General features: G+C 67.3%; 21 protein-coding genes and 5 tRNA genes. 18 read left to right on the top strand and 8 right to left on the bottom strand.

Annotated elements, in window-relative coordinates; all coding sequences use genetic code 11:
- Window positions 1-14 precede the first annotated feature (14 nt).
- The 7 genes from glpX to FKQ52_RS09150 all read left to right on the top strand — a co-directional run bounded on the left by glpX (window position 15) and on the right by FKQ52_RS09150 (window position 4,655).
- A complete protein-coding gene (glpX, locus tag FKQ52_RS09180; protein WP_141626905.1) occupies window positions 15-974 on the top strand; it encodes a class II fructose-bisphosphatase in 960 nt (319 codons plus the stop codon).
- Window positions 974-2,797, top strand: a complete 1,824-nt coding sequence (gene recJ, locus FKQ52_RS09175; RefSeq protein WP_141626904.1) for a single-stranded-DNA-specific exonuclease RecJ — start codon at window positions 974-976, stop codon at window positions 2,795-2,797. The genes glpX and recJ overlap by 1 nt, the downstream gene beginning before the upstream one ends.
- 89 nt (window positions 2,798-2,886) lie before the next feature.
- A tRNA-Glu gene (locus FKQ52_RS09170) sits at window positions 2,887-2,961 on the top strand.
- A 200-nt stretch (window positions 2,962-3,161) separates the two neighbouring features.
- Window positions 3,162-3,236: transfer RNA gene (locus tag FKQ52_RS09165), tRNA-Glu, on the top strand.
- 221 nt (window positions 3,237-3,457) lie between these two features.
- Complete coding sequence (locus tag FKQ52_RS09160; protein ID WP_141626903.1) at window positions 3,458-4,021, top strand: cold-shock protein; 564 nt, start codon at window positions 3,458-3,460, stop codon at window positions 4,019-4,021.
- Window positions 4,022-4,046: 25 nt separating this feature from the next.
- Window positions 4,047-4,523: a DUF192 domain-containing protein gene (locus tag FKQ52_RS09155; protein WP_168196820.1), complete on the top strand. Its 477-nt coding sequence runs from the start codon at window positions 4,047-4,049 to the stop codon at window positions 4,521-4,523.
- A 55-nt stretch (window positions 4,524-4,578) separates the two neighbouring features.
- Window positions 4,579-4,655: transfer RNA gene (locus FKQ52_RS09150), tRNA-Pro, on the top strand.
- Between the two features lie 12 nt (window positions 4,656-4,667).
- Here the strand turns inward: FKQ52_RS09150 and FKQ52_RS09145 are convergent.
- Window positions 4,668-4,955, bottom strand: a complete 288-nt coding sequence (locus tag FKQ52_RS09145; protein ID WP_240811604.1) for a hypothetical protein — start codon at window positions 4,953-4,955, stop codon at window positions 4,668-4,670.
- A gap of 189 nt (window positions 4,956-5,144) precedes the next feature.
- Here FKQ52_RS09145 and FKQ52_RS09140 point away from each other — a divergent pair, with 189 nt between their 5' ends.
- From FKQ52_RS09140 to FKQ52_RS09130, 3 genes are all read left to right on the top strand, one after another.
- Complete coding sequence (locus tag FKQ52_RS09140) at window positions 5,145-5,453, top strand: ETC complex I subunit (RefSeq protein ID WP_141626901.1); 309 nt, start codon at window positions 5,145-5,147, stop codon at window positions 5,451-5,453.
- 158 nt (window positions 5,454-5,611) lie between these two features.
- Window positions 5,612-5,688, top strand: a tRNA-Arg gene (locus FKQ52_RS09135).
- 781 nt (window positions 5,689-6,469) lie between these two features.
- On the top strand, window positions 6,470-7,024 hold the full coding sequence (locus FKQ52_RS09130) for a hypothetical protein (RefSeq protein ID WP_141626900.1): 555 nt from the start codon (window positions 6,470-6,472) through the stop codon (window positions 7,022-7,024).
- A 70-nt stretch (window positions 7,025-7,094) separates the two neighbouring features.
- Here the strand turns inward: FKQ52_RS09130 and FKQ52_RS09125 are convergent, their stop codons facing one another.
- Window positions 7,095-7,451 (bottom strand): hypothetical protein, encoded by a 357-nt coding sequence (locus FKQ52_RS09125; protein ID WP_141626899.1) that lies wholly within the window; start codon window positions 7,449-7,451, stop codon window positions 7,095-7,097.
- 7 nt (window positions 7,452-7,458) lie between these two features.
- Complete coding sequence (gene metC / locus FKQ52_RS09120; protein WP_141626898.1) at window positions 7,459-8,643, bottom strand: cystathionine beta-lyase; 1,185 nt, start codon at window positions 8,641-8,643, stop codon at window positions 7,459-7,461.
- Window positions 8,644-8,745: 102 nt separating this feature from the next.
- On the opposite strand from metC, the gene FKQ52_RS09115 reads away from it, so the two are divergent.
- Together FKQ52_RS09115 and FKQ52_RS09110 are read left to right on the top strand one after the other, a co-directional pair.
- Complete coding sequence (locus FKQ52_RS09115; RefSeq protein WP_141626897.1) at window positions 8,746-9,837, top strand: amino acid ABC transporter substrate-binding protein; 1,092 nt, start codon at window positions 8,746-8,748, stop codon at window positions 9,835-9,837.
- A gap of 31 nt (window positions 9,838-9,868) precedes the next feature.
- Window positions 9,869-11,227, top strand: a complete 1,359-nt coding sequence (locus FKQ52_RS09110; RefSeq protein WP_141626896.1) for a dicarboxylate/amino acid:cation symporter — start codon at window positions 9,869-9,871, stop codon at window positions 11,225-11,227.
- Here FKQ52_RS09110 and sseA read toward each other — a convergent pair whose 3' ends face one another.
- Genes sseA through FKQ52_RS09095 form a run of 3 tightly spaced genes read right to left on the bottom strand, consistent with a single transcriptional unit; the run spans window position 11,228 to window position 14,794 of the window.
- On the bottom strand, window positions 11,228-12,058 hold the full coding sequence (gene sseA, locus FKQ52_RS09105; RefSeq protein ID WP_141626895.1) for a 3-mercaptopyruvate sulfurtransferase: 831 nt from the start codon (window positions 12,056-12,058) through the stop codon (window positions 11,228-11,230).
- Between the two features lie 21 nt (window positions 12,059-12,079).
- A complete protein-coding gene (locus tag FKQ52_RS09100) occupies window positions 12,080-13,300 on the bottom strand; it encodes a cyclopropane-fatty-acyl-phospholipid synthase family protein (protein ID WP_141626894.1) in 1,221 nt (406 codons plus the stop codon).
- A gap of 33 nt (window positions 13,301-13,333) precedes the next feature.
- Complete coding sequence (locus tag FKQ52_RS09095) at window positions 13,334-14,794, bottom strand: deoxyribodipyrimidine photo-lyase (RefSeq protein ID WP_141626893.1); 1,461 nt, start codon at window positions 14,792-14,794, stop codon at window positions 13,334-13,336.
- Between the two features lie 111 nt (window positions 14,795-14,905).
- Here FKQ52_RS09095 and kdsA point away from each other — a divergent pair, with 111 nt between their 5' ends.
- The 4 genes from kdsA to FKQ52_RS09075 are packed head-to-tail and all read left to right on the top strand — an operon-like array spanning window position 14,906 to window position 19,349.
- Complete coding sequence (kdsA, locus tag FKQ52_RS09090) at window positions 14,906-15,766, top strand: 3-deoxy-8-phosphooctulonate synthase (protein ID WP_141626892.1); 861 nt, start codon at window positions 14,906-14,908, stop codon at window positions 15,764-15,766.
- 18 nt (window positions 15,767-15,784) lie between these two features.
- Entirely contained in the window at window positions 15,785-17,239 is a 1,455-nt protein-coding gene (rfaE2, locus tag FKQ52_RS09085) for a D-glycero-beta-D-manno-heptose 1-phosphate adenylyltransferase (protein WP_141626891.1), read from the top strand.
- Window positions 17,239-18,240 (top strand): ADP-glyceromanno-heptose 6-epimerase, encoded by a 1,002-nt coding sequence (rfaD, locus tag FKQ52_RS09080; RefSeq protein WP_240811603.1) that lies wholly within the window; start codon window positions 17,239-17,241, stop codon window positions 18,238-18,240. Before rfaE2 ends, rfaD begins: the two co-directional genes overlap by 1 nt.
- 2 nt (window positions 18,241-18,242) lie before the next feature.
- Window positions 18,243-19,349, top strand: a complete 1,107-nt coding sequence (locus tag FKQ52_RS09075) for a DUF3089 domain-containing protein (RefSeq protein WP_141626890.1) — start codon at window positions 18,243-18,245, stop codon at window positions 19,347-19,349.
- 21 nt (window positions 19,350-19,370) lie between these two features.
- Here the strand turns inward: FKQ52_RS09075 and FKQ52_RS09070 are convergent, their stop codons facing one another.
- A complete protein-coding gene (locus FKQ52_RS09070; RefSeq protein ID WP_240811602.1) occupies window positions 19,371-20,291 on the bottom strand; it encodes a LysR family transcriptional regulator in 921 nt (306 codons plus the stop codon).
- Window positions 20,292-20,418: 127 nt separating this feature from the next.
- Between FKQ52_RS09070 and FKQ52_RS09065 the strand changes: the two genes are divergently transcribed.
- Window positions 20,419-20,748 (top strand): nuclear transport factor 2 family protein, encoded by a 330-nt coding sequence (locus tag FKQ52_RS09065; RefSeq protein ID WP_141626888.1) that lies wholly within the window; start codon window positions 20,419-20,421, stop codon window positions 20,746-20,748.
- A complete protein-coding gene (locus tag FKQ52_RS09060; RefSeq protein ID WP_141626887.1) occupies window positions 20,745-21,533 on the top strand; it encodes an SDR family oxidoreductase in 789 nt (262 codons plus the stop codon). The genes FKQ52_RS09065 and FKQ52_RS09060 overlap by 4 nt, the downstream gene beginning before the upstream one ends.
- Window positions 21,534-21,652: 119 nt before the next feature.
- Here FKQ52_RS09060 and FKQ52_RS09055 read toward each other — a convergent pair.
- A tRNA-Ser gene (locus FKQ52_RS09055) sits at window positions 21,653-21,742 on the bottom strand.
- Window positions 21,743-21,768: the final 26 nt, after the last annotated feature.

The following is a 21,768-nucleotide window of genomic DNA, read 5'->3' as shown; positions in this document are numbered from 1 at the left end:
CACGGAGACCGCCCATGGCCGACACGGCCCCCTACGCCTCGACCCTCGCCGCGGACGCCGCCCGCGTCACGGAACTGGCCGCCATCGCCAGCTACGCCCAGATCGGCCGCGGCGATGAGAAGAAGGCCGACCAGCTGGCCGTGGACGCCATGCGCACCGCGCTGAACGCCCTGGATATCGACGGCAAGATCGTCATCGGCGAGGGCGAGCGGGACGAGGCACCGATGCTCTACATCGGCGAGAAGGTCGGCACCGGCAAAGGCCCGGCCATCGACATCGCGCTGGACCCGCTGGAAGGCACCACCCTGACGGCCAAGGCCATGGCCAACGCCCTGTGCGTGCTGTCGATGTCGCCGGGGGGCGGCATGCTGCACGCGCCGGACACCTACATGGACAAGATCGCGGTCGGCCCGGGCTACCCCGCCGGCACGGTCGATCTGGACTTCACCCCGCAGGACAACGTGCGCAATCTGGCCAAGGCCAAGGGCGTCTCCCCGACTGAGATCACGGTCTGCGTCATGGATCGTCCGCGCCATGCCGAGCTGATCGCCGCCCTGCGCGAGGTCGGCGCCAAGGTGGTGCTGATCACCGACGGCGACGTGGCGGGCGTGATTCATACCGCCGAGCCGGAAACCGGCATCGACCTGTACCTCGGTCAGGGCGGCGCGCCGGAAGGCGTGCTGGCGGCCTCGGCGCTGAAGTGCGTGGGCGGCTTCTTCCAGGGGCGTCTGGTCTTCCGCAACGATGACGAGCGCGAGCGCGCCCGCCGCACCGGCGTGACCGACTTCGACCGCAAATACGACTTGCACGAGCTGGTTTCGAAGGACGCCATCTTCGCCGCCACGGGCGTGACCAAGGGCGCGATGCTGGACGGCGTCCACTTCCGCGACGGCTTCGTCACCACCCATACGCTGGTGATGGATTCCTCGACCCGCACCGTGCAGCGCATCCGCACGACGCGTCCGGTGGCCTGATGGCGAACGGCGGCGGGAGCTCCCCGGCCTCGGCGTCTGCGTTTCTGGGCGTCTCCCGCTCGCTTTCCGGTCGCCCATGGCGGCAAAGGCCCGCCGAGCCGGGCGTCATCCGCGCCCATATGCAGGCGCTGGGGCTCGATGAACCGCTGGCGCGAGCGCTGGCGTCGCGCGGCGTGCGCGCCGATCAGGGGCAGGACTTTCTGGCGCCGACGCTGAAGGCCCTGTTCCCGGACCCGTCCAGCTTCACCGACATGGACGCCGCCGCGACGGCGATCATCGACGCCCTGCAGGCCGGATCGTCGATCCACGTTTTCGCCGACTATGACGTGGACGGCGCCTCCAGCGCGGCGCTGCTGGTGCGCTGGTTCCGCCAGATGGGGGCCGAGCTGCCCATCTATGTCCCGGACCGCATCACCGAGGGCTATGGCCCCAGCGCAAAGGCGTTCGACACCCTGAAGGCGTCCGGCGCCGATCTGGTCGTCACCGTGGACTGCGGCGCGGCGGCCAATGAGGCGGTCGCCCATGCCGCGGCGATCGGGCTGAAGGTCGTGGTCATCGACCACCATATGATGCGCGAGCAGCCGCCGGCCTGTCTGGCGGTCGTCAATCCTAACCGGCCCGGCTGCAACTCCGGGCAGGGCAATCTGGCCGCCGCCGGGGTGGTCTTCGTCCTGCTGGCGGCGCTGAACCGCGAGGCGCGGGGCAGGGGACTCTTTGAGGCGCGCGAGCAACCGGACATCCGCCAGTGGCTGGATCTGGCCGCGATGGGCGCCATCTGCGACGTGACCGGTTTGACCGGTTTCAACCGGGCGCTGACCAGTCTCGGGCTGAACGTCATGTCCAGCTGGAGCAATCCGGGCCTCAAAGCCCTGCTGGCCGCCGCGGGCGCCGAGGAAGGTCCGGCCAAGGTCAATCACGCGGGCTTCATTCTTGGGCCGCGCATCAATGCGGGCGGACGCATCGGCAAGTCCGATCTGGGCGCGCGCCTGCTGTCCACCGACGATCCCGCCGAGGCCGCAGAGCTGGCCCGCGAACTGGACAGCCTGAACATCGCCCGGCGCGAGGTCGAGAAGGCCGTCATCGATCAGGCCATCCGCCGCGTCGAGGCGACGGGCGCGCATGACGACGGCTCCGCCGTGGTCGTGGTCGAGGGCGAGGACTGGCATCCGGGCGTGGTCGGCATCGTCGCGGGTCGCCTGCGCGAGCGCTGGCGCAAGCCCGTCATCGTTATCGGCGTGGATGCGGTGAACGGCGTGGGCAAGGGCTCGGGCCGGTCCCAGCCGGGCATGAACCTGGGCAAGGCCGTGCAGGCGGCGTGGGAGGAGGGCGTGCTCCTCGCCGGCGGTGGGCACGCCATGGCGGCCGGGCTGACGGTCAAGGCGGACCGGATCGGCGAGCTGCGCGACTTCCTGAACGGCCGCATGGCCGGCGAACAGGCCGCCGCCGAGGCGCTGGACGCGGTCGAGGTCGACGCCCTGATCGAGCCGCGCGCCGCCACCCGCGCCCTGTTCGAACAGTTCGACGCCCTGGCGCCTTTCGGGCCGGGCAATCCCGAGCCCCTGTTCGCCATGGAGCATGTGCAGGTGCGCGAGCCCGTGGCCATGAACGGCGGCCATGTGCGTTGCCGCCTGACCGGCCCGGACGGCGCCTCGGTCAAGGCCATCGCCTGGCGCTGCGCCGACCTGCCGACCGGTCAGGCCCTGCTGTCGGGCGGCGGCGGGCTGAGCGTGGTCGGTCGTCTGAAGGCGGACGACTGGAACGGCCGTCGCGGCGTGCAATTCGAGATCGAGGACGTCGCCGATCCCCGCATGGCCCAGCCCTGAGCCCGACCGGAACGGCGATCTGAACTTTTCTCGAAAAAGGCGTTGCAGCCTTCGGAGGCGTTGGCTATATCGCCGCTTCCCCGCGCCGCGGTCCCTTCGTCTATCGGTTAGGACGTCAGGTTTTCAACCTGAAAAGAGGGGTTCGATTCCCCTAGGGACTGCCACGCGGGGTTAGCCTTTCAAAGGCTTCTGGTCTGAACAGGCCGCCCCCTCCAGGACATTCCGAACCGCTTTTCCGCACAGTCAACGCGACTAGCCTCGTCGTGTCCGCCATCCGGTTTCAGGATGAGGCAGGGACGCTGTCGTCAGATTGGGGATTGGCCTGCGGGATGGGCTCGGCTATATCGCCGCTTCCCCGCGCCGCGGTCCCTTCGTCTATCGGTTAGGACGTCAGGTTTTCAACCTGAAAAGAGGGGTTCGATTCCCCTAGGGACTGCCACGCGGGGGCTTCTCCCCACATCGCCGACAGACTCGCCCCCGCCGCCGGATGCGTCGGGTCCGGATCAACATGGCCGTGGCGCGCGCGGAGAGATGTGTGGGGCAGGGTTGAACGATCGCCGCCCTACAACTTAGAAAAATGGACATTTTTCGCTTTTCAGGGGTTCGAAGAACCGTGTTAAATAAGCCGTGCCCGTACTGATCCCGGGCAGGGGGAAAGTTGTGTCGGACTACGAGGTTGGGGAGGCGGCGGTCGCGGTGCGTATCGCCGGACGGGTCAAATGGTTCGATCCCGGCAAGGGATACGGCTTCATCGTACCTGACGATCCGGGGCTGACGGATCTCAAGGACGTGCTCCTCCACATCTCCAGCCTGCGGGACAGCGGGCATGAGACCGCCGCCGAGGGCGCGCCGATCTCCTGTGACTGCGTGCGCCGTCCGAAGGGCTGGCAGGTGACCGAAATCGTGGAGCTGGGCGCGGGCGATCCGGCCGCCGCCGCCGCGCCGCCCGCGCGGCGGAACGGCTATGACAGTCTGCGCCAGCAGGGGGCCGCGCCTCCGGCGGGCTCCGGCGGTCCGCTGGAGCCCGCCGTGGTCAAATGGTTCAATCGCACCAAGGGCTACGGATTCGTGGTGCGCGACGGACAGGCCGGCGATATCTTCGTCCATGTCGAAACGCTGCGGCGCTGCGGGCTGGACGATCTTCTGCCCGGAGAGCCGGTTTCGGTGCGGTTCGCCGATGGCCCCAAGGGGCTGGTGGTCGCTGAAATCAGAATGGGCGGATAAGGTATCCGCCCTCGTGCAAGGGCGGATGCGTATGATCTATCGTCGTGGAATTCTGGCGGCCATCGCGGGCGCCCTGCTGCTGGCTGGTTGCGCCATGGGCACGCCCAAGGGGGCGAACGGCGAGCCGATGGAGCCGCTGTCGATCACCACCTCGACCGGCGAGCACAAATTCATGGTCGAGATCGCCGATGACGACGCCGAGCGTCAACGCGGCCTGATGGAGCGCCCGCCGCTGGCCGATGATCGCGGCATGCTGTTCCAGTTCCCGGACGTGGCCGAGCGCGGTTTCTGGATGCACAACACGCCCAGCCCGCTGGACATCCTCTATCTCGACCCGCACGGACGCATCGTCTCGATCGTCAAGAACGCGGCGCCGAACAACGACACGGTCCTGCCGTCCAACGGTCCGGCCATGGGCGTGCTGGAACTGCGTGGCGGCCGCTCGGACGAGATCGGCGCCAAGCCGGGCGACAAGGTTCATCACCCCTTCTTCGCGGAATAAGCACGCGGCGCATTGCGGTCGGGGGCGGCGCGTGGCAAGACGCGCCGCTCTGGATCGGAGTGTGGCGCAGCCTGGTAGCGCATCTGTTTTGGGAGCAGAGGGTCGGAGGTTCGAATCCTCTCACTCCGACCAGAGTTTACGGGGTCAGAAGATCCCCACGGCCCCATCGGCCCACACCAGCAGCACAGCGCCGATCAGGACCGCCGCCAGCACCAGACGGCCGGTCAGGTCGCGCACCTTCCACGCCGCCAGTTCGAACAGCGCGCCCGCGCCGACCAGCAGGATGGCCGCGAACAGGAAATCGGTCGCGGTCCAGGCGACCTCGCTGGTGAACTGCATCGCGATCAGCGGCAGCACGAGAAGGGCGGCGATTCCGCCCCAAAGTCCGACCCGCCACAGCGGCACGCCCGCTCTGTCACTGGTCCTGGTCATGTCCGTCATCCCCGGCTTCATCCCTCAAGGTGTCGATGACCACTCATGCGCTGTCCGGGCGCAAGAGGCATGTGGAGATTCGAAGGATTTTCCGCGCAGGCGGCGTCGCGGAGCCCATCCGCCTTGATCCTGATGCCGAAGGCTTTTAGGACGCGGAGACCGGTTTCGGCCGGACGAATGAGGATTCCGATGGCCATCGCTCGCATCTACCGCCCCGCCAAGACCGCCATGCAGTCCGGCAAGGCCAAGTCGAGAGACTGGCGGTTGGAGTTCGAGCCGGCCTCGGCCCGCACCATCGACCCGCTGATGGGCTGGACCTCCTCGTCGGACATGAACGGTCAGGTCCGCCTGACCTTCGACACCAGGGAAGAGGCCGTCGCCTACGCCGAGCGCCACGGCATCGCCTTCCGCCTGCACGAGCCGCAGGAGCCGCCGGTGATCATCAAGGCCTACGCCGACAATTTCGCCACCAACCGCAAGCAGTCGTGGACGCACTGACCGCATAGCGGTCAGTGCTTCTTTGTTAGGCCTGTCGCCTATCGGCTACTTGAGGCCATTTCTGTTTGGCCTACCGCGCTTCGCGCGACTTGAGGCCGGACGACCGTGCAGCCCTTGAGCCATTTTGGTCTTACGGGTACGGCCTTGCCATCCCTTCAGCGCCCTTAGCTCAGCTGGATAGAGCACCCGCCTTCTAAGCGGACGGTCGCAGGTTCGAATCCTGCAGGGCGCGCCAGGGTTTCAGCGGGATCGGCCTGAAAAGTTTTACACGGCCCGGCGGGTGCTCACGCCGAAAGCGGACTCTCTGAATGACCGCTAAGGGTAGAAAGCTGACTTCCGCAGAGCTAGCATCGGCAGATCACGATGCCGGGGGATGAGTGGACGGTCGATCAATCTACGGGGACCCACTGCTCTGGTGGACGCTCCTTGCCTTCGTAGTGTGCGCATCAGGATCAGCTCGCTGGTCGGCACGCGGCGCCATCGCGGGCCTGTTGGGCGGCTGCTTGCTCGCAGTTCTTATTTGGGCAGGTTTGGCCGCCGCCTCATTCATGTCTTCGGGAGCCGCATCGTCAGATTTCAAGTTTGTCCTCTGGGCCGGTTTGTTGATGGTGGCCGGCTTGCTGAGTGGCTCATGGCTTGTCGTCGGCTGTGTGGGCGCGGCATTCGGTTTGACGCTAAGGGCGGCATTTTTGCGATTTTGGCGAACGAAGCCGAAATCAATCTAGTCCGCTCTGGGTCGAAAGCGGACATTGGCGTCCTTGAAGTTTTACACCCCGTCCGTCGGTTTAGCGCTGGCGAGGTTAGATAACGCGCGGTTTTACACCTAAGGCGCTGAAATTTCGGACTATCGCACTATCTTCTAAGCGGACGGTCGCAGGTTCGAATCCTGCAGGGCGCGCCAGGGTTTGAGCGGGATTGCGGCTGATGGTTTTACAGCCGGTTTTACATCTGCTCAGCTGACCTCGCACAGAGCGGAGCATCGCACTCTCGCTAGGACCGGGGAGAGGAGAGTTCAGTTGGCGATGACGCCTGTTGAACCGTTCGCCCTGACGATCCAGTGGACCGAGCCTCCGCCAGTGCTCGACTGGAGCGCCGTGCGTATCTGGGAGCTGAAGGAACTCGACTACGATTTTCAGGGCGCGGTCGTGGACGCGCTCGAAGCCTTGGGACGACCGGATTTCTGCATAGATTGGGCAGGGGTGCGCTTGACCCTTTGCTGGGACGATTTGGCCATCAATCTTTCTGACCTGATCCAATTCGGTCGCTGGCTGATCTGGCCGACGGGAGCCCGGAAGTTCGGCATTTACGAACAGGGCTTCGATGTGACTTTCAATACCGTGTTGGACGGCGAAGACGTTACACTGGATGCCGAGTGGTTGAACGCCTACCGCGTGCCCGTCGAGAGCCTTGCGCCGCGTGTCATCGTCAGCCGGGAAGTGGCGATCCGGCAGGTGGGCGGGCTATTGGGGCAGATCGAGCGGCTGCTGCTGGCTGACCACAAGGTCTATGCGCCGCTATCGTTCGTCTGCCGCTTCCTGTCAGCGTCAGGTGATGGGCCGGAACAGCGCTAGTTTGACGGCCTAATTTCCATCGGCAGGATTCAGCGTCGAAGCCCGGAGAGCGTGCCAAGGCCCGCGAAGTTTATTCTTTCAGGCGCGGTCCCGCCCGCAACGCCGTGACATCCCATTCGAACACTTCGCCGGTCGTCTTGCTGACGGCGAACCAGCCCATGCTGGTGCTGCCGCAGACCGCTTCCTTGCAATGGGCGTAGAGGGCGAGGGGGTAATAGCCGTTCGCCTCACCCAGCTTTTCGCAATGCGCGACATGGCTGGTCGGGAGGCCTCTTAGCTCAGTGACCTTCTGTGTGGCGATGTCGCAGGCGGCCTCGGCCCTGGCTATCGGCTGCGGCTTCGCGCAGCCGGTCGACAGGGCCAGAAGCGCCAGACAGGCTGCCGAAACCGCGCTCATCGTTCGCCCCAGAATCATCGTCGCGAACAAGGATCGCTCAGGTCGTCGCCGCCGTCCACGCCGCCAGCCCGACTTCCAGATCGACGATCAGTTCCGCCGGGTCTTCCAGCCCTACATGCAGGCGCAGCAGTTCGCCCGCCAGCTTCGGCGGTGATCCGCGCATCGCCAATTGCGCGGTCTCGTGGGTGATCAGGCTTTCGAAGCCGCCCCAGGAATAGCCGAGGCCGAACAGGCTGAGGGCCGACATCAGGGCGTGGGCAGCGGCCGTGTCGCCGCCCTTCATCACCAGTCCGAACAGGGACGCGGCGCCGGTGTAGTCGCGGCTCCACAAGTCGTGGGCGGGTGAGCCGGGCAGGGCGGGCCAGATCACGTCGGCGACCTCGGGCCGGGCCTTGAGCCAGTCGGCGACGATCCGCGCCGAGCGGGCCTGTTCGGCATAGCGCAAGGGCAGGGTGCGCAGGCCGCGCAGGGCCAGCCAGGCGTCGTCGGAGGTAACGCGCCAGCCATGGTCCTCAATCGTCTCGAAGATCGGTTTGCCGACGATGTCATCGGCGACGGCGATGGAGCCCATCAGCAGGTCGGAGTGGCCGCCCGCGTACTTCGTCAGGGCCTGAACGCTGACATCGACGCCATGGGCCAGAGGCTTGAAGGCCAGACCCGCGCCCCAGGTGTTGTCCATGATCGTCAGGACACCGCGTTCGCGACAGGCGGCGGCGAGGGCGGGGACGTCCTGCATCTCGAAGGTCAGGGAGCCGGGCGACTCGATCAGCATCACCTTCGTCCGGTCGGTCAGGGCGGACAGGATGGCTTCGGTCCCGGCCTCGGCGGGGTGGAAGACGGTGTCGATCCCGCGCGGCCGCAGGTGGCGATACAGGAAGCGGCGGGTGGGGCCGTACAGGGCGTCGGTCGTCAGCACCTGATCGCCGGGCTGGAGCAGGGCGGTCAGGGGCACGGTGACGGCGGCGAGGCCGGACGGGACCAGCCAGACGTCGGAAGCCCCCTCCAATTCGGCCAGCGCCGCGCGCAGTTCGCGCCCCGCGGACAGGTCCTCGATGCCGTAGGTCGGGCCGATGGAGCCGTCCCGCATGGCGGACGGCGAATCGTTGAGCAGGGTCGAGGCCCGCTCGACCGGCGGGGAGACCGGGCGACGGCCGAGCCCGGGGCCTGATGTGCGGCGGGTGGCCCCGGCGATCAGGCGCGTGCGGTCGGAACGGTCGGTCATGGCGGCTCGCGGGGTTGCGGTTCAGGGCTCAAAGGCCTCTAAAAGGGGCGGGGCGCAAGTCTGGCGGACACACTGACGAGGCGCGGCATGCGGACAGGCGGGATGAAGGTTCGGACGGCGGCGATGGCGCTGGTCCTGACGCTGGCGGTCGCCGCCTGCGGACGGGGCGCGCGCGAGGATGACGCCGCGGACGAGACCGTCGCAACCGCCCCGACCGAAGCCCCGGCCTTTGACAGCCCGACCCTGCAGGCGGTGAAGCGGCGCGGCCGTCTGAACTGCGGCGTGCACGAGGGGCTGGTCGGTTTCGCCTACACCGACAATCGCGGCCAGTGGCGCGGCTTCGACGCCGACTTCTGCCGGGCGCTGGCGGCCGCGGTGCTGGGCGATGCGAACGCGGTGCGCTTCGTGCCCCTGACCACCAGCCAGCGTTTCGACGCCCTGCGCGCGGGCCGGGTCGACGTGCTTTGGCGTGAGACGTCGTGGACCCTGTCGCGCGAGGCGCAGGAGGGCGTGCGCTTCGCCGGGATCAACTATTACGACGGTCAGGGCTTCCTGGTCCGGCGGTCGCTGAACCTGTCCAGCGCGACGGAGCTGAACGGAGCGCGCATCTGTGTGCAGCGGGCCTCGACCAGCGAGCTGAATCTGGCGGACTGGTTCCGTGCGCGCGGCATCGCCTACACGCCCGTCGTCACCGACAATGAGGAAGCGGCGCGCGAGGCCTATGCGAAGGAAGACTGCGACGCCTTCAGCGCCGACATTTCCGCACTGGCCGCCGCCCGGACCCTGCTGCCCGATCCGGATCAGCACGCCATCCTGCCGGAGGTGATCTCCAAGGAACCGTTGGGCCCGGCCGTGAAGCGGGGCGACGAAGCCTGGACCTCGGTCGTGCGCTGGACCCTGAACGGCCTGATCCTGGCCGAGGAACTGGGCGTCACGCGCCAGAACGTCGGCGCCCTGGCCGCTGAAAGCCGTGATCCGGCGGTCCGGCGTCTGCTGGGCGTGGAGGGCGACTTCGGCCCCATGCTGGGCCTGTCCAAATCCTGGCTGAAGAATGCGCTGGAGGCGGAAGGCAATTACGGCGAAATCTTCGCGCGCAATATCGGCCCGGATTCGTCGCTCGATCTGGAGCGGGGCCTCAATGCGCAATGGAACCAGCGGCCTGCCGGGTTGATCTACGGCCTGCCCATCCGATAACCACACGGCTCAATCGCCGGGGGACCACTGTATGCAAACGAGCAAAAAGGGCGGGATCGCGCTCCACTGGCTGATGCTGATCGGCTTCGCGGTCGGCCTCGGCGCCGGTCTGTGGGCCAATTTCGCGATCCAGCCGGACGCCGAATGGGCGCCGATCGTGATCGCCGGGACCATCGGTCAGATCTTCCTGAAGCTGCTCTTCATGATGGTCATCCCCCTGCTGTTCTCGGCCCTCGTGGTCGGGGTGGCCGAGATGGGCGACCTGAACTCGCTCGGTCGCGCGGGCCTGAAGACCTTGCTGCTGACGATCATCGTCTCCGGCATCGCCGTGGTCATCGGTCTGGGCATGGTCAACTTCTTCCGTCCCGGCGACGGGGTGCCGCCCGAGGTGGCGCAATCGCTGCTGGCCCAAGGGGCGCAGGGAACCAGCGAGATCGTGGCCAAGGCGCAGGGCGGCGTTCGCTTCGATGATTTCTTCCTCGACCTGATCCCCTCGAACGTCGTCACCGCGGCGGCGGAGAACCAGATCCTGCCGGTGATGATCTTCGCCCTGTTCTTCGGGATCGGGCTGGTGATGGCCAAGTCCCCGCAGACGGACGGCCTGCAGAGCACCATCGAGGGCCTCCTCGAGGTCACGATGAAGCTGATCAACCTCTTCATCAAGCTGGCCCCGCTGGCCATCGCCTGCCTGATGTTCAAGCTGGCGGCCGTGTTTGGCTGGGATCTGCTGGTGCGTCTGGCCGCCTTCGTCGGCGTGGCCGTGGGCGCCATGGCGATCCACATGTTCGTGGTCTATCCGCTGGTCGTCTGGATCGGCGGCGGCGTGAACCCGATCAAGTTCTTCCGTGGCGTGCGCGAGCCGATGGTGATGGCCTTCTCGACCGCCTCGTCCAACGCCTCGCTGCCAGTGGCCCTGCGCGCCGCCGATGAGGAACTGGGTCTGCCGCGCAAGATCGCCCGCTTCGTGCTGACGGTCGGCGCGACCGCCAATCAGAACGGCACCGCCCTGTTCGAGGGGGTGACGGTTCTGTTCCTGGCCCAGTTCTTCGGGATCGAGCTGTCGCTTACCCAACAGGTCGTGGTCATGCTGGTCTGCATCCTGGGCGGCGTCGGCACCGCGGGCGTGCCCGCCGGCTCGCTGCCCGTGGTCGCGATGATCCTGGCCATGGTCAATGTGCCGGTCGAGGGCATCGGCCTGATCCTGGGCGTCGACCGCTTCCTGGATATGTGCCGCACGACCCTGAACGTCACCGGCGATCTGGTGCTCGCCACGGTCGTCTCGCGCGGCGAGAGTGATGACGCCATCCCCGGCGACGGCTCGACCGACCCGGAAGGCCTGCCGGGGCAGGCCCGCCGCGGTCTGAAGGAAGGGACCGTCGGCCAGGTCTGATCAGCCGGTCTGGACGGGGCCGCCTTCCGGCGCGCCCCATTCGGCCCAGCTTCCGTCGTAGAGGCGGGATGTCCGGCCCAGCTCATGCAGGCCCAGCGTCAGGATGGCGGCGGTGACACCCGAGCCGCAGGTGGTGATCGCCGGACGGTCCAGATCCATTCCTGCATCGGTGAAGGCGGCTTCCAGCGCCGGGCCGCGCTTCATCGTGCCGTCCGCGTTCAGCAACGCGCCGTAAGGCAGGTTCAGCGCGCCGGGCATGTGCCCGGAACGAACGCCGGGCCGGGGCTCGGCGGTCTCGCCCCGGAAGCGGCCGGCGCCGCGGGCGTCCAGCACCTGCGTCTCTCCGCCCAGCGCGGCCCGGACCTGATCGAGGCCGACGACGGCGTCGCTGTCGAAGCGGGGGCTGAAGACGCTGAAGGACGGTCGTTCAGGCGCCCCGGTCTCAAGCGGTAACCCGCGCGCGGTCCAGGCGGGCAGGCCGCCGTCCAGCACCCGCACATCGCGCGCGCCCATAATTTTCAGCATCCACCAGACCCGCGCCGCCGAGAACAGGCCCGCCGTGTCATAAACCACGATGCTGTCCCGATCAGACAGGCCCAGCACGCCCGCTGAGGCGGCGAAGGCGGCGGGCGACGGCAGGGTGTGGGGCAGGGGGCTGTCGCCGTCCGACACCACGTCCAGATCAAGGAACACCGCGCCGGGGATATGCCGGTCGGCGAAGTCCGCGCGGGCGTCATGTCCGTCCAGATGCCAGCTGGCGTCCACGATGCGCAGGTCAGGATCGCTCAGACGGTCGGCGAGGTCGGCGGCGGAGATCAGGGCGGAGGTCATGCGACCGATATGCGCCCCGCCTCAGCCCTTCGCCAGAGCCAGCTGGACCACATCGGTGCGTTGTGACCGGAAGCCGGCTTCGCAATAGGCCAGATAGAACCGCCACAGGCGGCGGAACCGCTCGTCGAACCCGGCCATGCGGCTGATCTCGCCCCAGGAGGACTGAAAGCGCTCGTCCCAGAGCTTGAGGGTGTCGGCATAGTCGAGACCGAAGCGCTCGATGGCCTGCCACTCCAGACCGGCCCGTTCGATCACCGGCTTCAGCCGGTCCTCGGACGGCAGCATGCCCCCGGGGAAGACGTACTTCTGAATGAAGTCGGTGCGGCGATTGTATTCCTCGAACAGGTCGTCCTCGATGGTGATGATCTGCAGACCCGCGCGACCGCCAGGCGCGAGCACATCACGGATCTTGCCGAAATAGGCGGGCCAGTACTCCTGACCGACCGCCTCGAACATCTCGATGGAAGCGACACGGTCGAACTGGCCGGTCACGTCGCGATAGTCGACAAGCCGAATGTCCGCCCTCTCCGACAGGCCCGCGTTGAAGAGGCGTTGTTTCGCGAAGTCGTATTGCTGCTGCGAGATGGTGATGCCGGTGACCTTTGCGCCGACCTCCTTCGCCGCGAACTCGGCGAAGCCGCCCCAGCCGCAGCCGATCTCCAACACGGACTGGCCGGGACGCAGGTCCATCATGCGGGCGAGAGAGGCGTATTTCTCGCGCTGCGCGGCCTCCAGCGGCGTGTCCGGCGTGGCGAACCGGGCCGAGGAATAGGTCATGGAGGGGTCCAGCCAGCGGCTGTAGAAGTCGTTGCCCAGATCATAGTGGGCGTGGATGTTTTTCTTCGATCCGGACCGGCTGTTGCGGTTCATCCGATGCGAGAGCCAGTTGATGGCCGTCATCACGGGGTTGCCGTCGAAAAGGCGGCGGATGTTGTCGTAGTTCCGGGCCAGAACCTCGAGCAACGGCGCCAGATGCGGCGTCTCCCACTCACCGGCCATATAGCCTTCCGCGAAACCGATATCGCCATTGGCCAACACCCGGCGGGCAAAGCGGTAGTCGCGGATATCCAGCACGGCGGCGGGCCCGGGCTCTTGCCCGGACATCCGCCGGGTTTGTCCGTTCGGCAGAAGGATAGTCAACTGGCCGAAGGTCCAGTTGGCGGAGAGCAGGCGCAACAGCAGGGCCACCCCTCGCGGGGTACGGGCCGCAGCCTCGGGCCGTTCGGCGGTCAACGACGTCATGTGCGGTGATGTGGGAAGGCCGCCCCCGGGGCGTCAATGCCCGGGGTCGTCGTGACGGGACGCGGTGACGGTCCGCAAGGCCTCCAGCGCGCGGTCCCGCGCCTCCGCATGGTCGAGGATCGGCCGGGGATAGTCGTGACCGAGGCGCAAGCCGACGCCGCGCAGGACTTCCGCGGGCGCGGTCCACGGGGCGTGCAGCCATTTGTCGGGCAGGGCCGCGATCTCGGGAACCCAGCGGCGGACATACTGTCCCTTGGCATCAAACTTCGTCCCCTGGGTAATCGGATTGAACACCCTGAAATACGGCGCAGCGTCCGCTCCGGATGCCGCAACCCACTGCCAATTCTGCACATTGCTGGCCAGATCGGCGTCCACGAGGGTGTCCCGGAACCAGTCCTCGCCCCGTCGCCAGTCGATCAGCAGGTCCTTCACGAGGAAGGATGCGACGATCATGCGGACGCGATTGTGCATCCAGCCGGTCGTCCACAGCTGGCGCATGCCCGCATCGACGATGGGATAGCCGGTCAGGCCCCGCTGCCACGCCCGCAGCCCCGCCGGGTCGTCGCGCCAGGGCATGGCGTCGTACTCGGGCCGGAAGGCGGTGTCGGTGATCTGCGGGAAGTGGTGCAGCAGGTGGGCCGAGAAATCCCGCCAGCCCAGTTCGGCGATGAACTTGTCAGCCTCGGCCCGCGGGACGTCGCCCCCGTCCACAGCCGCCTGAACCCGGGCGATGGCGCGCCAGGGATGGATTTCACCGAAATGCAGATGCGGCGACAGTCGGCTGCAGCCGGGCGCGGCGGGGAAGTCGCGGTCGCGGCTGTAGTTCTTCAGGCCTCCGGCGATGAACCGCGACAGGGCTTCGGACGCCCCGGCCTCGCCCGGCGACCAGTCGAAGCCGGTGGACCAGTCGGGTTTCGAGGGATGCAGCCCCCACGCGTCCAGCGCCTCGCTGTTCAGATCGGCGGGCGTGTCGAGCGTGCGGGGTCCCGTGGTGTGGGTCGGCGGTTCCGTCGTGGCCAGCAGCGCCTTCAGGAAGGGCGTAAACACCTTGTAGGGCTGGCCGGACCCGTTCAGCACCCCGCCGGGGCGGCACATCAGCGACCCGTTCCAGCCCCGCACCTCCACATCATCCGCCTTCAGCGCATGCGCGATGTCGGCGTCGCGGGCGAACAGTTCCGGCTCGAAGCGGCGGTTCATGAAGACCTTGGCGGCGCCCGTCTCCCCGATCAGGCGGCGCAGCTCGGATTCCGAATCACCGGAGCGAAGGATCAGGCGCGAGCCGCGCGCCTTCAGACTGTCGCCGAGCGCCCGCAACGACTTGTCGAGCCACCACAGGGAGGCGCCGCCCGCGCGCTCCTGAACCGGCCCCTGATCGTGAATATAGACCGGAATGACCGGCGCACCGGTCTCTGCCGCGTGATTCAGCGCCGGGTTGTCGGACAGGCGTAGGTCGCGGCGAAACCAGACAATGACGGGGGCGGGTCTGGTGGTCATGCGGTCTGGCTCCGTGGTAGCTTGCGATCCTCAAAGTCCGACGCCACCTGATCGCCGCATAGGTGCGGCAAGGGCCGCGCGTCGCCAAGTCGCTTTACGCAGGAATTCGCCGTGTCCAAGCCCAACGCCGTCATCGACATCAAGGGCGTCGCCCGTCCCGTCAGCATCGGCGGCGGTCAGCGCATCGTCTTCATCGCCGGCCCGTGCCAACTGGAGAGCCGCCAGCATGCGCTGGAGATGGCTACGGCGCTGAAGGAGATCGGCGAACGTCTGAACGTCGGCATCATCTACAAGACCAGCTTTGACAAGGCGAACCGCACCAGCGCCAACGCCGCCCGCGGCTTCGGCCTGGAAGGCTCGCTGCCGATCTTCGCCGAAATCCGCGAGAGCATCGGCCTGCCGGTCCTGACCGACGTGCACACCGAGGAACACTGCCGCATCGCCGGTGAGGTGGTCGACGTGCTGCAGATCCCGGCCTTCCTGAGCCGCCAGACCGATCTGCTGCTGGCCGCCGCCGCGACCGGCAAGGCGATCAATATCAAGAAGGGGCAGTTCCTGGCCCCGTGGGACATGAAGAACGTCATCGCCAAGGTCACCGGGGCGGGCAATCCGAATGTCATGGCCTGCGAGCGCGGGGCCAGCTTCGGCTACAACACCCTCGTCTCCGACATGCGCGCCCTGCCGATCCTGCGTGAGATCGGCTGTCCGGTCGTGTTCGACGCCACCCACTCGGTGCAGCAACCGGGCGGGCAGGGCACCTCATCGGGCGGCCAGCGCGAGTTCGTGCCGGTTCTGGCCCGCGCCGCCGTCGCCGTGGGCGTGGACGCCGTCTTCATGGAGACCCATCAGGACCCGGACAACGCGCCGTCCGACGGCCCGAACATGGTGCCGCTGAACCAGTTCGAGGCTCTGGCCGCCGACCTGCTGGCCTACGACGATCTGTCGAAGGCGCGGATGGCGAAGGTCGCCTGAATCCGGTAGGCCAGCCGGATGGCTGAACGCACGCTCGATCTGGGAGAACTGCAGGCGCTTCTGGAGCGCGTGCGCGGGCTGAAGGTGGCCTGTGTCGGCGACCTGATGCTGGACCGCTACGTTTACGGCGAGGTCAGCCGCATCTCGCCCGAAGCGCCTATTCCGGTGCTGAAGACGAAGCGCACGGTCGCCATGGCCGGCGCGGTCGGCAATGTGGCGCGCAACGTCGGCTCCCTGGGCGGCGCGGCCCGTCTGGGCGCCGTCGTCGGGCTGGATCGGGCAGGCTCGGAACTGACGACCCTGATCGGGCAGGACGACGGTGTCGTCAGCTTCGTCGAGGCCAGCGCGGCCGCCCCGACCATCGTGAAGACGCGCTACGTTTCCGGCGGCCAGCAACTGCTGCGGCTGGATGACGAGGAGCCGGGCGACCGGACCCTGCCGTCCAACGGCGTGTTCGACGGCGCGGCCTCCATCCTGATTTCCGACTATGCCAAGGGCAGCGTCACCGCCGCCCTTATGGCCGACGCCCTGTCGGCGGCGCAGGCCTCCGGCGCGCCGGTGATCGTTGATCCCAAGGGGACCGACTTCGCTCGCTACGGCGCCGTCGATGTCATCAAGCCGAACGCCAGCGAACTGGCCGGCGCCACCGGCCTGCCGGTCGATACGGACGCCGAGGTCGAGTCTGCGCTGACGGCCCTTCTGGATGCCACGACAGCCAGGGCCATCATCGTCACCCGCGCGGGCAAGGGCATGAGCCTGATGCGGCGCGGTGGTGCGGCGAGGCATTTCCCCGGACGTGCGCGCGAGGTCTTCGACGTTTCGGGCGCCGGCGACACCGGGCTGGCGGCGCTGGGTCTGGCGCTGGGCGCGGGCGCCACGCTGGAGACGGCGGTGGAATTCGCCATCCTCGCCTCGGGCGTGGTGGTGGGAAAGGCGGGCACCGCCGTGGTCAGCCCCGCCGAACTGATCGACGCCGAGATGAGCCAGCACGCCTCGGGCGCCCACGCCAAGGTCATGCCGCTGGAGGAACTGGCGCATGTGGTCGAGGGCTGGCGCCGTCAGGGGCTGAAGGTCGGCTTCACCAACGGCTGCTTCGACATTCTGCACCGCGGCCACGTCGCCTATCTGGCGCAGGCCCGCGGCTGGTGCGACCGGCTGGTGGTGGCGCTGAACACGGACGCCTCGGTGCGCAGGCTCAAGGGCGAGGGTCGTCCGATCAACGATCTGGACAGTCGCGCCGTGGTCATCGGCGGTTTGCAATCGGTCGATCGCGTCACCAGTTTTGACGACCCCACCCCCTTGGCGCTGATCGAACGCCTGCGTCCCGATGTCCTGATCAAGGGCGCGGACTACACCCGCGAGGGCGTGGTCGGCGGCGACCTGGTGGAAAGCTGGGGTGGCGAGGTGAAGCTGGCGACGTTTGAGGACGGCTTCTCCACGACCCGCACAATCTCCAGGATGAAGGACAGCTGATGGCCCGGCGAATGATCGTGGTGACCGGCGGCGCGGGCTTCATCGGCTCGAACATCGTCGCGCGCCTGTGCGCCGAGGACCGTCGCGACATCGTCGTGTGCGACCGCATGGAAGACGCGGCGTTGGGCAAGTGGAAGAACCTGGCCAAGCACGGCATCGCCGACTTCTGGCAGCCGGAGGAGCTGTTCGAAAAGCTGGAACAGCACGCCGACCGGGTCGAGGCCATCGTCCACATGGGCGCCATCTCCTCGACGACCGAGGCGGACGCCGACCTGATCATGCGCACCAATTTCAGCCTGTCCCGCGACCTGTGGGACTGGTGCGTGCTGCGCGACGCCCGGCTCATCTACGCCTCCTCGGCCGCCACCTACGGCGACGGAGACAGCGGGTTCGAGGACCGGGATGACATCGAGTGGCTGTCGGGTCTGCGCCCGCTGAACGCCTATGGCTATTCGAAATACCTGTTCGACCAGTATGCGGTGAAACAGGCCGACGAGGGCAATGCGCCCAGCCAGTGGGCGGGGCTCAAATTCTTCAACGTCTATGGCCCCAACGAATACCACAAGGGCGGGATGAAGTCGGTCGTGGCCCAGATCTGGCCCAAGGTTCAGGCAGGCGAGCCGGTCACCCTGTTCCGGTCGCACAACCCGAACTACGCCGACGGCGGTCAGATGCGTGACTTTGTCTTCGTCGAGGATGTTGTCGACATTATCGACTGGCTGCTGGAGACCCCGGCCGTTTCGGGCGTATTCAACGCCGGTTCGGGGCAGGCGCGCTCCTTCCTCGATCTGGCCAACGCCACCTTCAGCGCGGCGGGCAAGACGCCGCGGGTCGAATACGTCGACACCCCGCTGTCGATCCGGGACAAGTACCAGTACTTCACCGAGGCCCGGATGGAACGCATCCGCGCCGCGGGCTACAGCGGCCAGTCGACGCCGCTGGAGGAGGGGGTCCGCCGCTATGTGCAGGACTTCCTGATGACCTCGGACGCCTACCGGTGAGATTGGCGACGCTGACAGCCCGGCAGTGGGTCGGCGTCGTGGGCCTCGCCCTGGTCCTGCTCGTCGTGACAGCCGTCGCGGTGTGGCGGGGCGACATTCTGCGTGCCGGGCTCGATCCCCAGGTGCCGTTCCAGACCTATTCGCCGCCGCCGGCCCCGGATTACGGCAGGGCGGAAAGCTGGGCCCTGCTCGACGCCCGCGCGCCGGAGACCGGGGACGCCTCGGTCTTCTACGTTCACTCCACCACCTATGACGGCGGGCGCGACTGGAACGGACCCATCGGCGAGCGTCGAGGCGAGCGCTGGCTGCGTGAGGTGGTCCTGCCCAATTACGCCGGTCCCTTCGCCCGCGCGGGCAGGGTCAGCGCGCCCCGCTACCGGCAGGCCAGCCTCTATACTCGTCTGACCCTGCGTGAGGACGCGCGCGAGGCCCGGGCTTTCGCCTATCAGGACATCGCCGCCGCGTTCGAGGCCTGGCTGAAGCGTCACCCCGCCGGTCCACTTGTGCTGGCGGGCACCGAGCAGGGCGGCGAGCTTCTGGAACGGCTGGTGCGCGAGCGCGTGGCAGGCGACAGGGCGCTCAGATCCCGGATCGCCGCGGTCTATCTGGTCGATGTGGTGGTTCCGGTGGATCGGCTGTCCCCGGCCGTCCCCGCCTGTTCGCGCCGGGATCAGGTCGGCTGCATCGTCGCCTGGTCGCCGGTCGATGACGGCAATGACGGCGCGGCCCGGCGTCGGCTCCGACGCGCCCTGGTCTGGGACGACCGGGGGCGTCTGGTCGAGCTGGAGGGGCGCCCGGCGGTCTGTGTGAACCCGCTTACCGGCTCTACCGACGTGGCCCTCGTGGCCGCCCGCGCCCAGCGCGGCGCCACCAACGCGACCGGGCTGGAGTGGGGCGCCCGCCCGGCTCTCATGGCCCGCGAGGTGTCCGCCCAGTGTCGTGGCGGCCTGCTGCGCCACAGCGCGCCGCGTCTGGAGTCGCTCCAGCCGACCGGCAGTTGGGCCGACCGCCGCAAGGCGCGGCCGTACAACCTGTTCTACGGCGATACCGAAGCCGACGTTCAGACCCGCCTCAATGCCTGGCGCAACGCGCAGCCTGACGGGGCGTGAAGCTCGGGAAACGTCGGAAGCTTACGGCAGGCTGGCGCCGGGCGGAGATTCGGCTTTCCCGTTTTGTCGCGCAAAGTCGATGAACGCCTTGAACGCGGCGGTCGGGTTACGACGGCTGGGATAGTAGAGGCTCAATGGCGACAGGGCGGGCGTCCAGTCCTCGAGAACGGGTATCAGCCTGCCGGTCTCAAGGTCGTCCCGCACGTCGGCTTCCATCGCCAGGGTGAGGCCCATCGACGCGATGGCGGCGGTGCGGGCGAGGCTGGCTTCATCGAGGGTGAGGGGGCCTTCGACGTCGATGTGAATGGACTCGCCCTCCTTCTCGAACGGCCAGCGATAGAGCGCGCCATTCGGAAGACGGACGCGAAGACACGAGTGGCGCAACAGGTCCTGGGGAACCCGTGGCCTTCCATGGGCCTTCAGATAGGTCGGTGAAGCCACCACCACATTACGTCGCGCGACCCCCAGGGGAAGGGCGATCATGTCGACGGGCACCCGATCAGCGCTCCGGACGCCGAAATCGAAGCCACCGGCGACGATGTCCACCATGCGACCCTCCGTGACGATATCGACATGGACCTGGGGGTGCTGATGAACGAACGGCAGGACGAGCGAAGAGAAAATTTCCCGCGCCGCTGTCGGAAAGGCATTGATGCGCAGGGTGCCCGAGGGTGTGGCCTGTCGGGAGCGCACCATGTCCATGGCCTCATGGATGTCTCGCATGGCGGGCGCGACCTGGGCGACGAACTGCAGACCCGCCTCGGTCAATGAGACGCTTCTTGTCGTCCGGTTGAAGAGCCGAACGCCAAGCGTGCGCTCCAACTTCCCAACGGCGTTACTCAGCGCGGTTGTCGATACACCGAGTTCGATCGCGGCCGCGCGGAACTTGCCGCAGCGGGCGATGACCAGAACGGCGTCCAATTCGGTCAGGCTGCTTCTCATGATTGTCCCGAATTTCGTGACGTCTCATCCAAATTTGTCCCGATTATCGCACGATCTGTCCATCCCTATCTTGGCGTCATCGAAAGGCGCGGCCACCCGGCTGTGACCCAAACAGCAGGACAGACCAATGTCTCCAGAGCTTCCGTCCCCGATCGCCGACTATGTGGAGGCCAATGCAAGGCTGGACCTCGACGGTATGATGAAATCATTCGCCGCCGACGCAGTCTTCCTCGACAACGGCAAACGCTTCGAGGGTCATGCCGAAATCCGCGCCCTGCTTGAGGAGATGGTCGTTGGCCTGAAGGCGATCTTCAGCCCCGACGCCGTTCGTCATGAAGGTCAGGCGGTCGTGGTCGAAGGTCCGGCCCATGGTGAGTTTCCGGGCAGTCCGATCCGCTTCACCTACCGCGTGGAACTCGACGGCGACGCCATCAGGACCATGGAGGTCTCGGCGTGAGGGCCCCGGAGAATGCCACGGAGTTCGCGGGCAAGCGTGTCCTCATCACCGGCGGCACCAAGGGTCTGGGCCGCGCCACCGTCGAGCGCTTCCTGGCCGGCGGCGCACGGGTGATCACCTCGGCGCGCGCGAACCCCGAGCCCATCGACGGCGTCGAATTCGTTGAGGCGGATCTGACGACGGCGGCAGGGGGAGAAGCTCTCGCCGGTGCGGCGCTTCAGCGTCTGGGCGGGATCGATATCCTCGTCCATGTCCTTGGAGGCTCGAACACGCCGGGCGGCGGCTTCGTCGCCTTGACCGACGAGGATTGGCTGTCCGAGCTGAATTTGAACCTGCTGGCGGCGGTTCGTCTCGACCGTCTGCTGATCCCGCAGATGATCGAACGGGGCTCCGGCGCGGTGGTGCATATCACCTCCATCCAGTCGGTCCTGCCGCTCCCCGACGCGACGACGGCCTATGCCGCCGCGAAGGCCGCGCTACGGACCTACAGCAAGTCCATCTCCAAGGAACTCGGACCAAGGGGAGTGCGCGTCAACACCGTGTCTCCGGGCTGGATCATGACCGAGGGCACGGATGTGTTCCTCGAGCGCATACGGGCGGCTAATGGCGGAACCCTCGAGGACGCGAGACAACTTGTCCTCTCCGGGCTGGGCGGCATCTCGATCGGACGCGGCGCCGAACCCTCCGAGGTCGCGAACGCCATCGCGTTCCTCGCCTCGGACCGGGCCAGTGCGATTCACGGAACGGAACTCGTCGTCGATGGAGGAACAGTGCCGACCGTCTGACTGTGAAGGCCTGTCCGCACTCGGCCCAGCCGGCCGGGACGGACAGGCGCCGGGCTCCGCCGCAGTTTCAATGTCCGCTTTCCAGTCTGAACGGAAATCTGGAGGCTTCACCATGAAGGTGGCGGACAGGGTGGGATTCGAACCCACGGTAGGCTCTCACCTACGGCGGTTTTCAAGACCGCTGCCTTAAACCACTCGGCCACCTGTCCGTGTCCCGTGAGCGGACAAGCCGCAT

Source organism: Brevundimonas sp. M20, assembly GCF_006547065.1.
Classification (GTDB): Bacteria; Pseudomonadota; Alphaproteobacteria; order Caulobacterales; family Caulobacteraceae; genus Brevundimonas.
The sequence above is the reverse complement of the archived record's forward strand: the minus strand, read 5'-3'. Positions and strand labels throughout refer to the sequence as shown.

Bases quoted from the DNA above. Each gene is read 5' to 3' on its own strand.
- FKQ52_RS09140 (WP_141626901.1), top strand. From the start codon at position 5,145: ATGGCCATCGCTCGCATCTACCGCCCCGCCAAGACCGCCATGCAGTCC.
- rfaD (WP_240811603.1), top strand. From the start codon at position 17,239: ATGGCCCGGCGAATGATCGTGGTGACCGGCGGCGCGGGCTTCATCGGC.
- rfaE2 (WP_141626891.1), top strand. From the start codon at position 15,785: ATGGCTGAACGCACGCTCGATCTGGGAGAACTGCAGGCGCTTCTGGAG.
- metC (WP_141626898.1), bottom strand. From the start codon at position 8,643: ATGACCGACCGTTCCGACCGCACGCGCCTGATCGCCGGGGCCACCCGC.
- FKQ52_RS09115 (WP_141626897.1), top strand. From the start codon at position 8,746: ATGAAGGTTCGGACGGCGGCGATGGCGCTGGTCCTGACGCTGGCGGTC.
- FKQ52_RS09145 (WP_240811604.1), bottom strand. From the start codon at position 4,955: ATGACCAGGACCAGTGACAGAGCGGGCGTGCCGCTGTGGCGGGTCGGA.
- FKQ52_RS09100 (WP_141626894.1), bottom strand. From the start codon at position 13,300: ATGACGTCGTTGACCGCCGAACGGCCCGAGGCTGCGGCCCGTACCCCG.
- FKQ52_RS09070 (WP_240811602.1), bottom strand. From the start codon at position 20,291: ATGAGAAGCAGCCTGACCGAATTGGACGCCGTTCTGGTCATCGCCCGC.
- recJ (WP_141626904.1), top strand. From the start codon at position 974: ATGGCGAACGGCGGCGGGAGCTCCCCGGCCTCGGCGTCTGCGTTTCTG.
- FKQ52_RS09065 (WP_141626888.1), top strand. From the start codon at position 20,419: ATGTCTCCAGAGCTTCCGTCCCCGATCGCCGACTATGTGGAGGCCAAT.
- FKQ52_RS09110 (WP_141626896.1), top strand. From the start codon at position 9,869: ATGCAAACGAGCAAAAAGGGCGGGATCGCGCTCCACTGGCTGATGCTG.
- glpX (WP_141626905.1), top strand. From the start codon at position 15: ATGGCCGACACGGCCCCCTACGCCTCGACCCTCGCCGCGGACGCCGCC.
- FKQ52_RS09095 (WP_141626893.1), bottom strand. From the start codon at position 14,794: ATGACCACCAGACCCGCCCCCGTCATTGTCTGGTTTCGCCGCGACCTA.
- FKQ52_RS09155 (WP_168196820.1), top strand. From the start codon at position 4,047: ATGCGTATGATCTATCGTCGTGGAATTCTGGCGGCCATCGCGGGCGCC.
- sseA (WP_141626895.1), bottom strand. From the start codon at position 12,058: ATGACCTCCGCCCTGATCTCCGCCGCCGACCTCGCCGACCGTCTGAGC.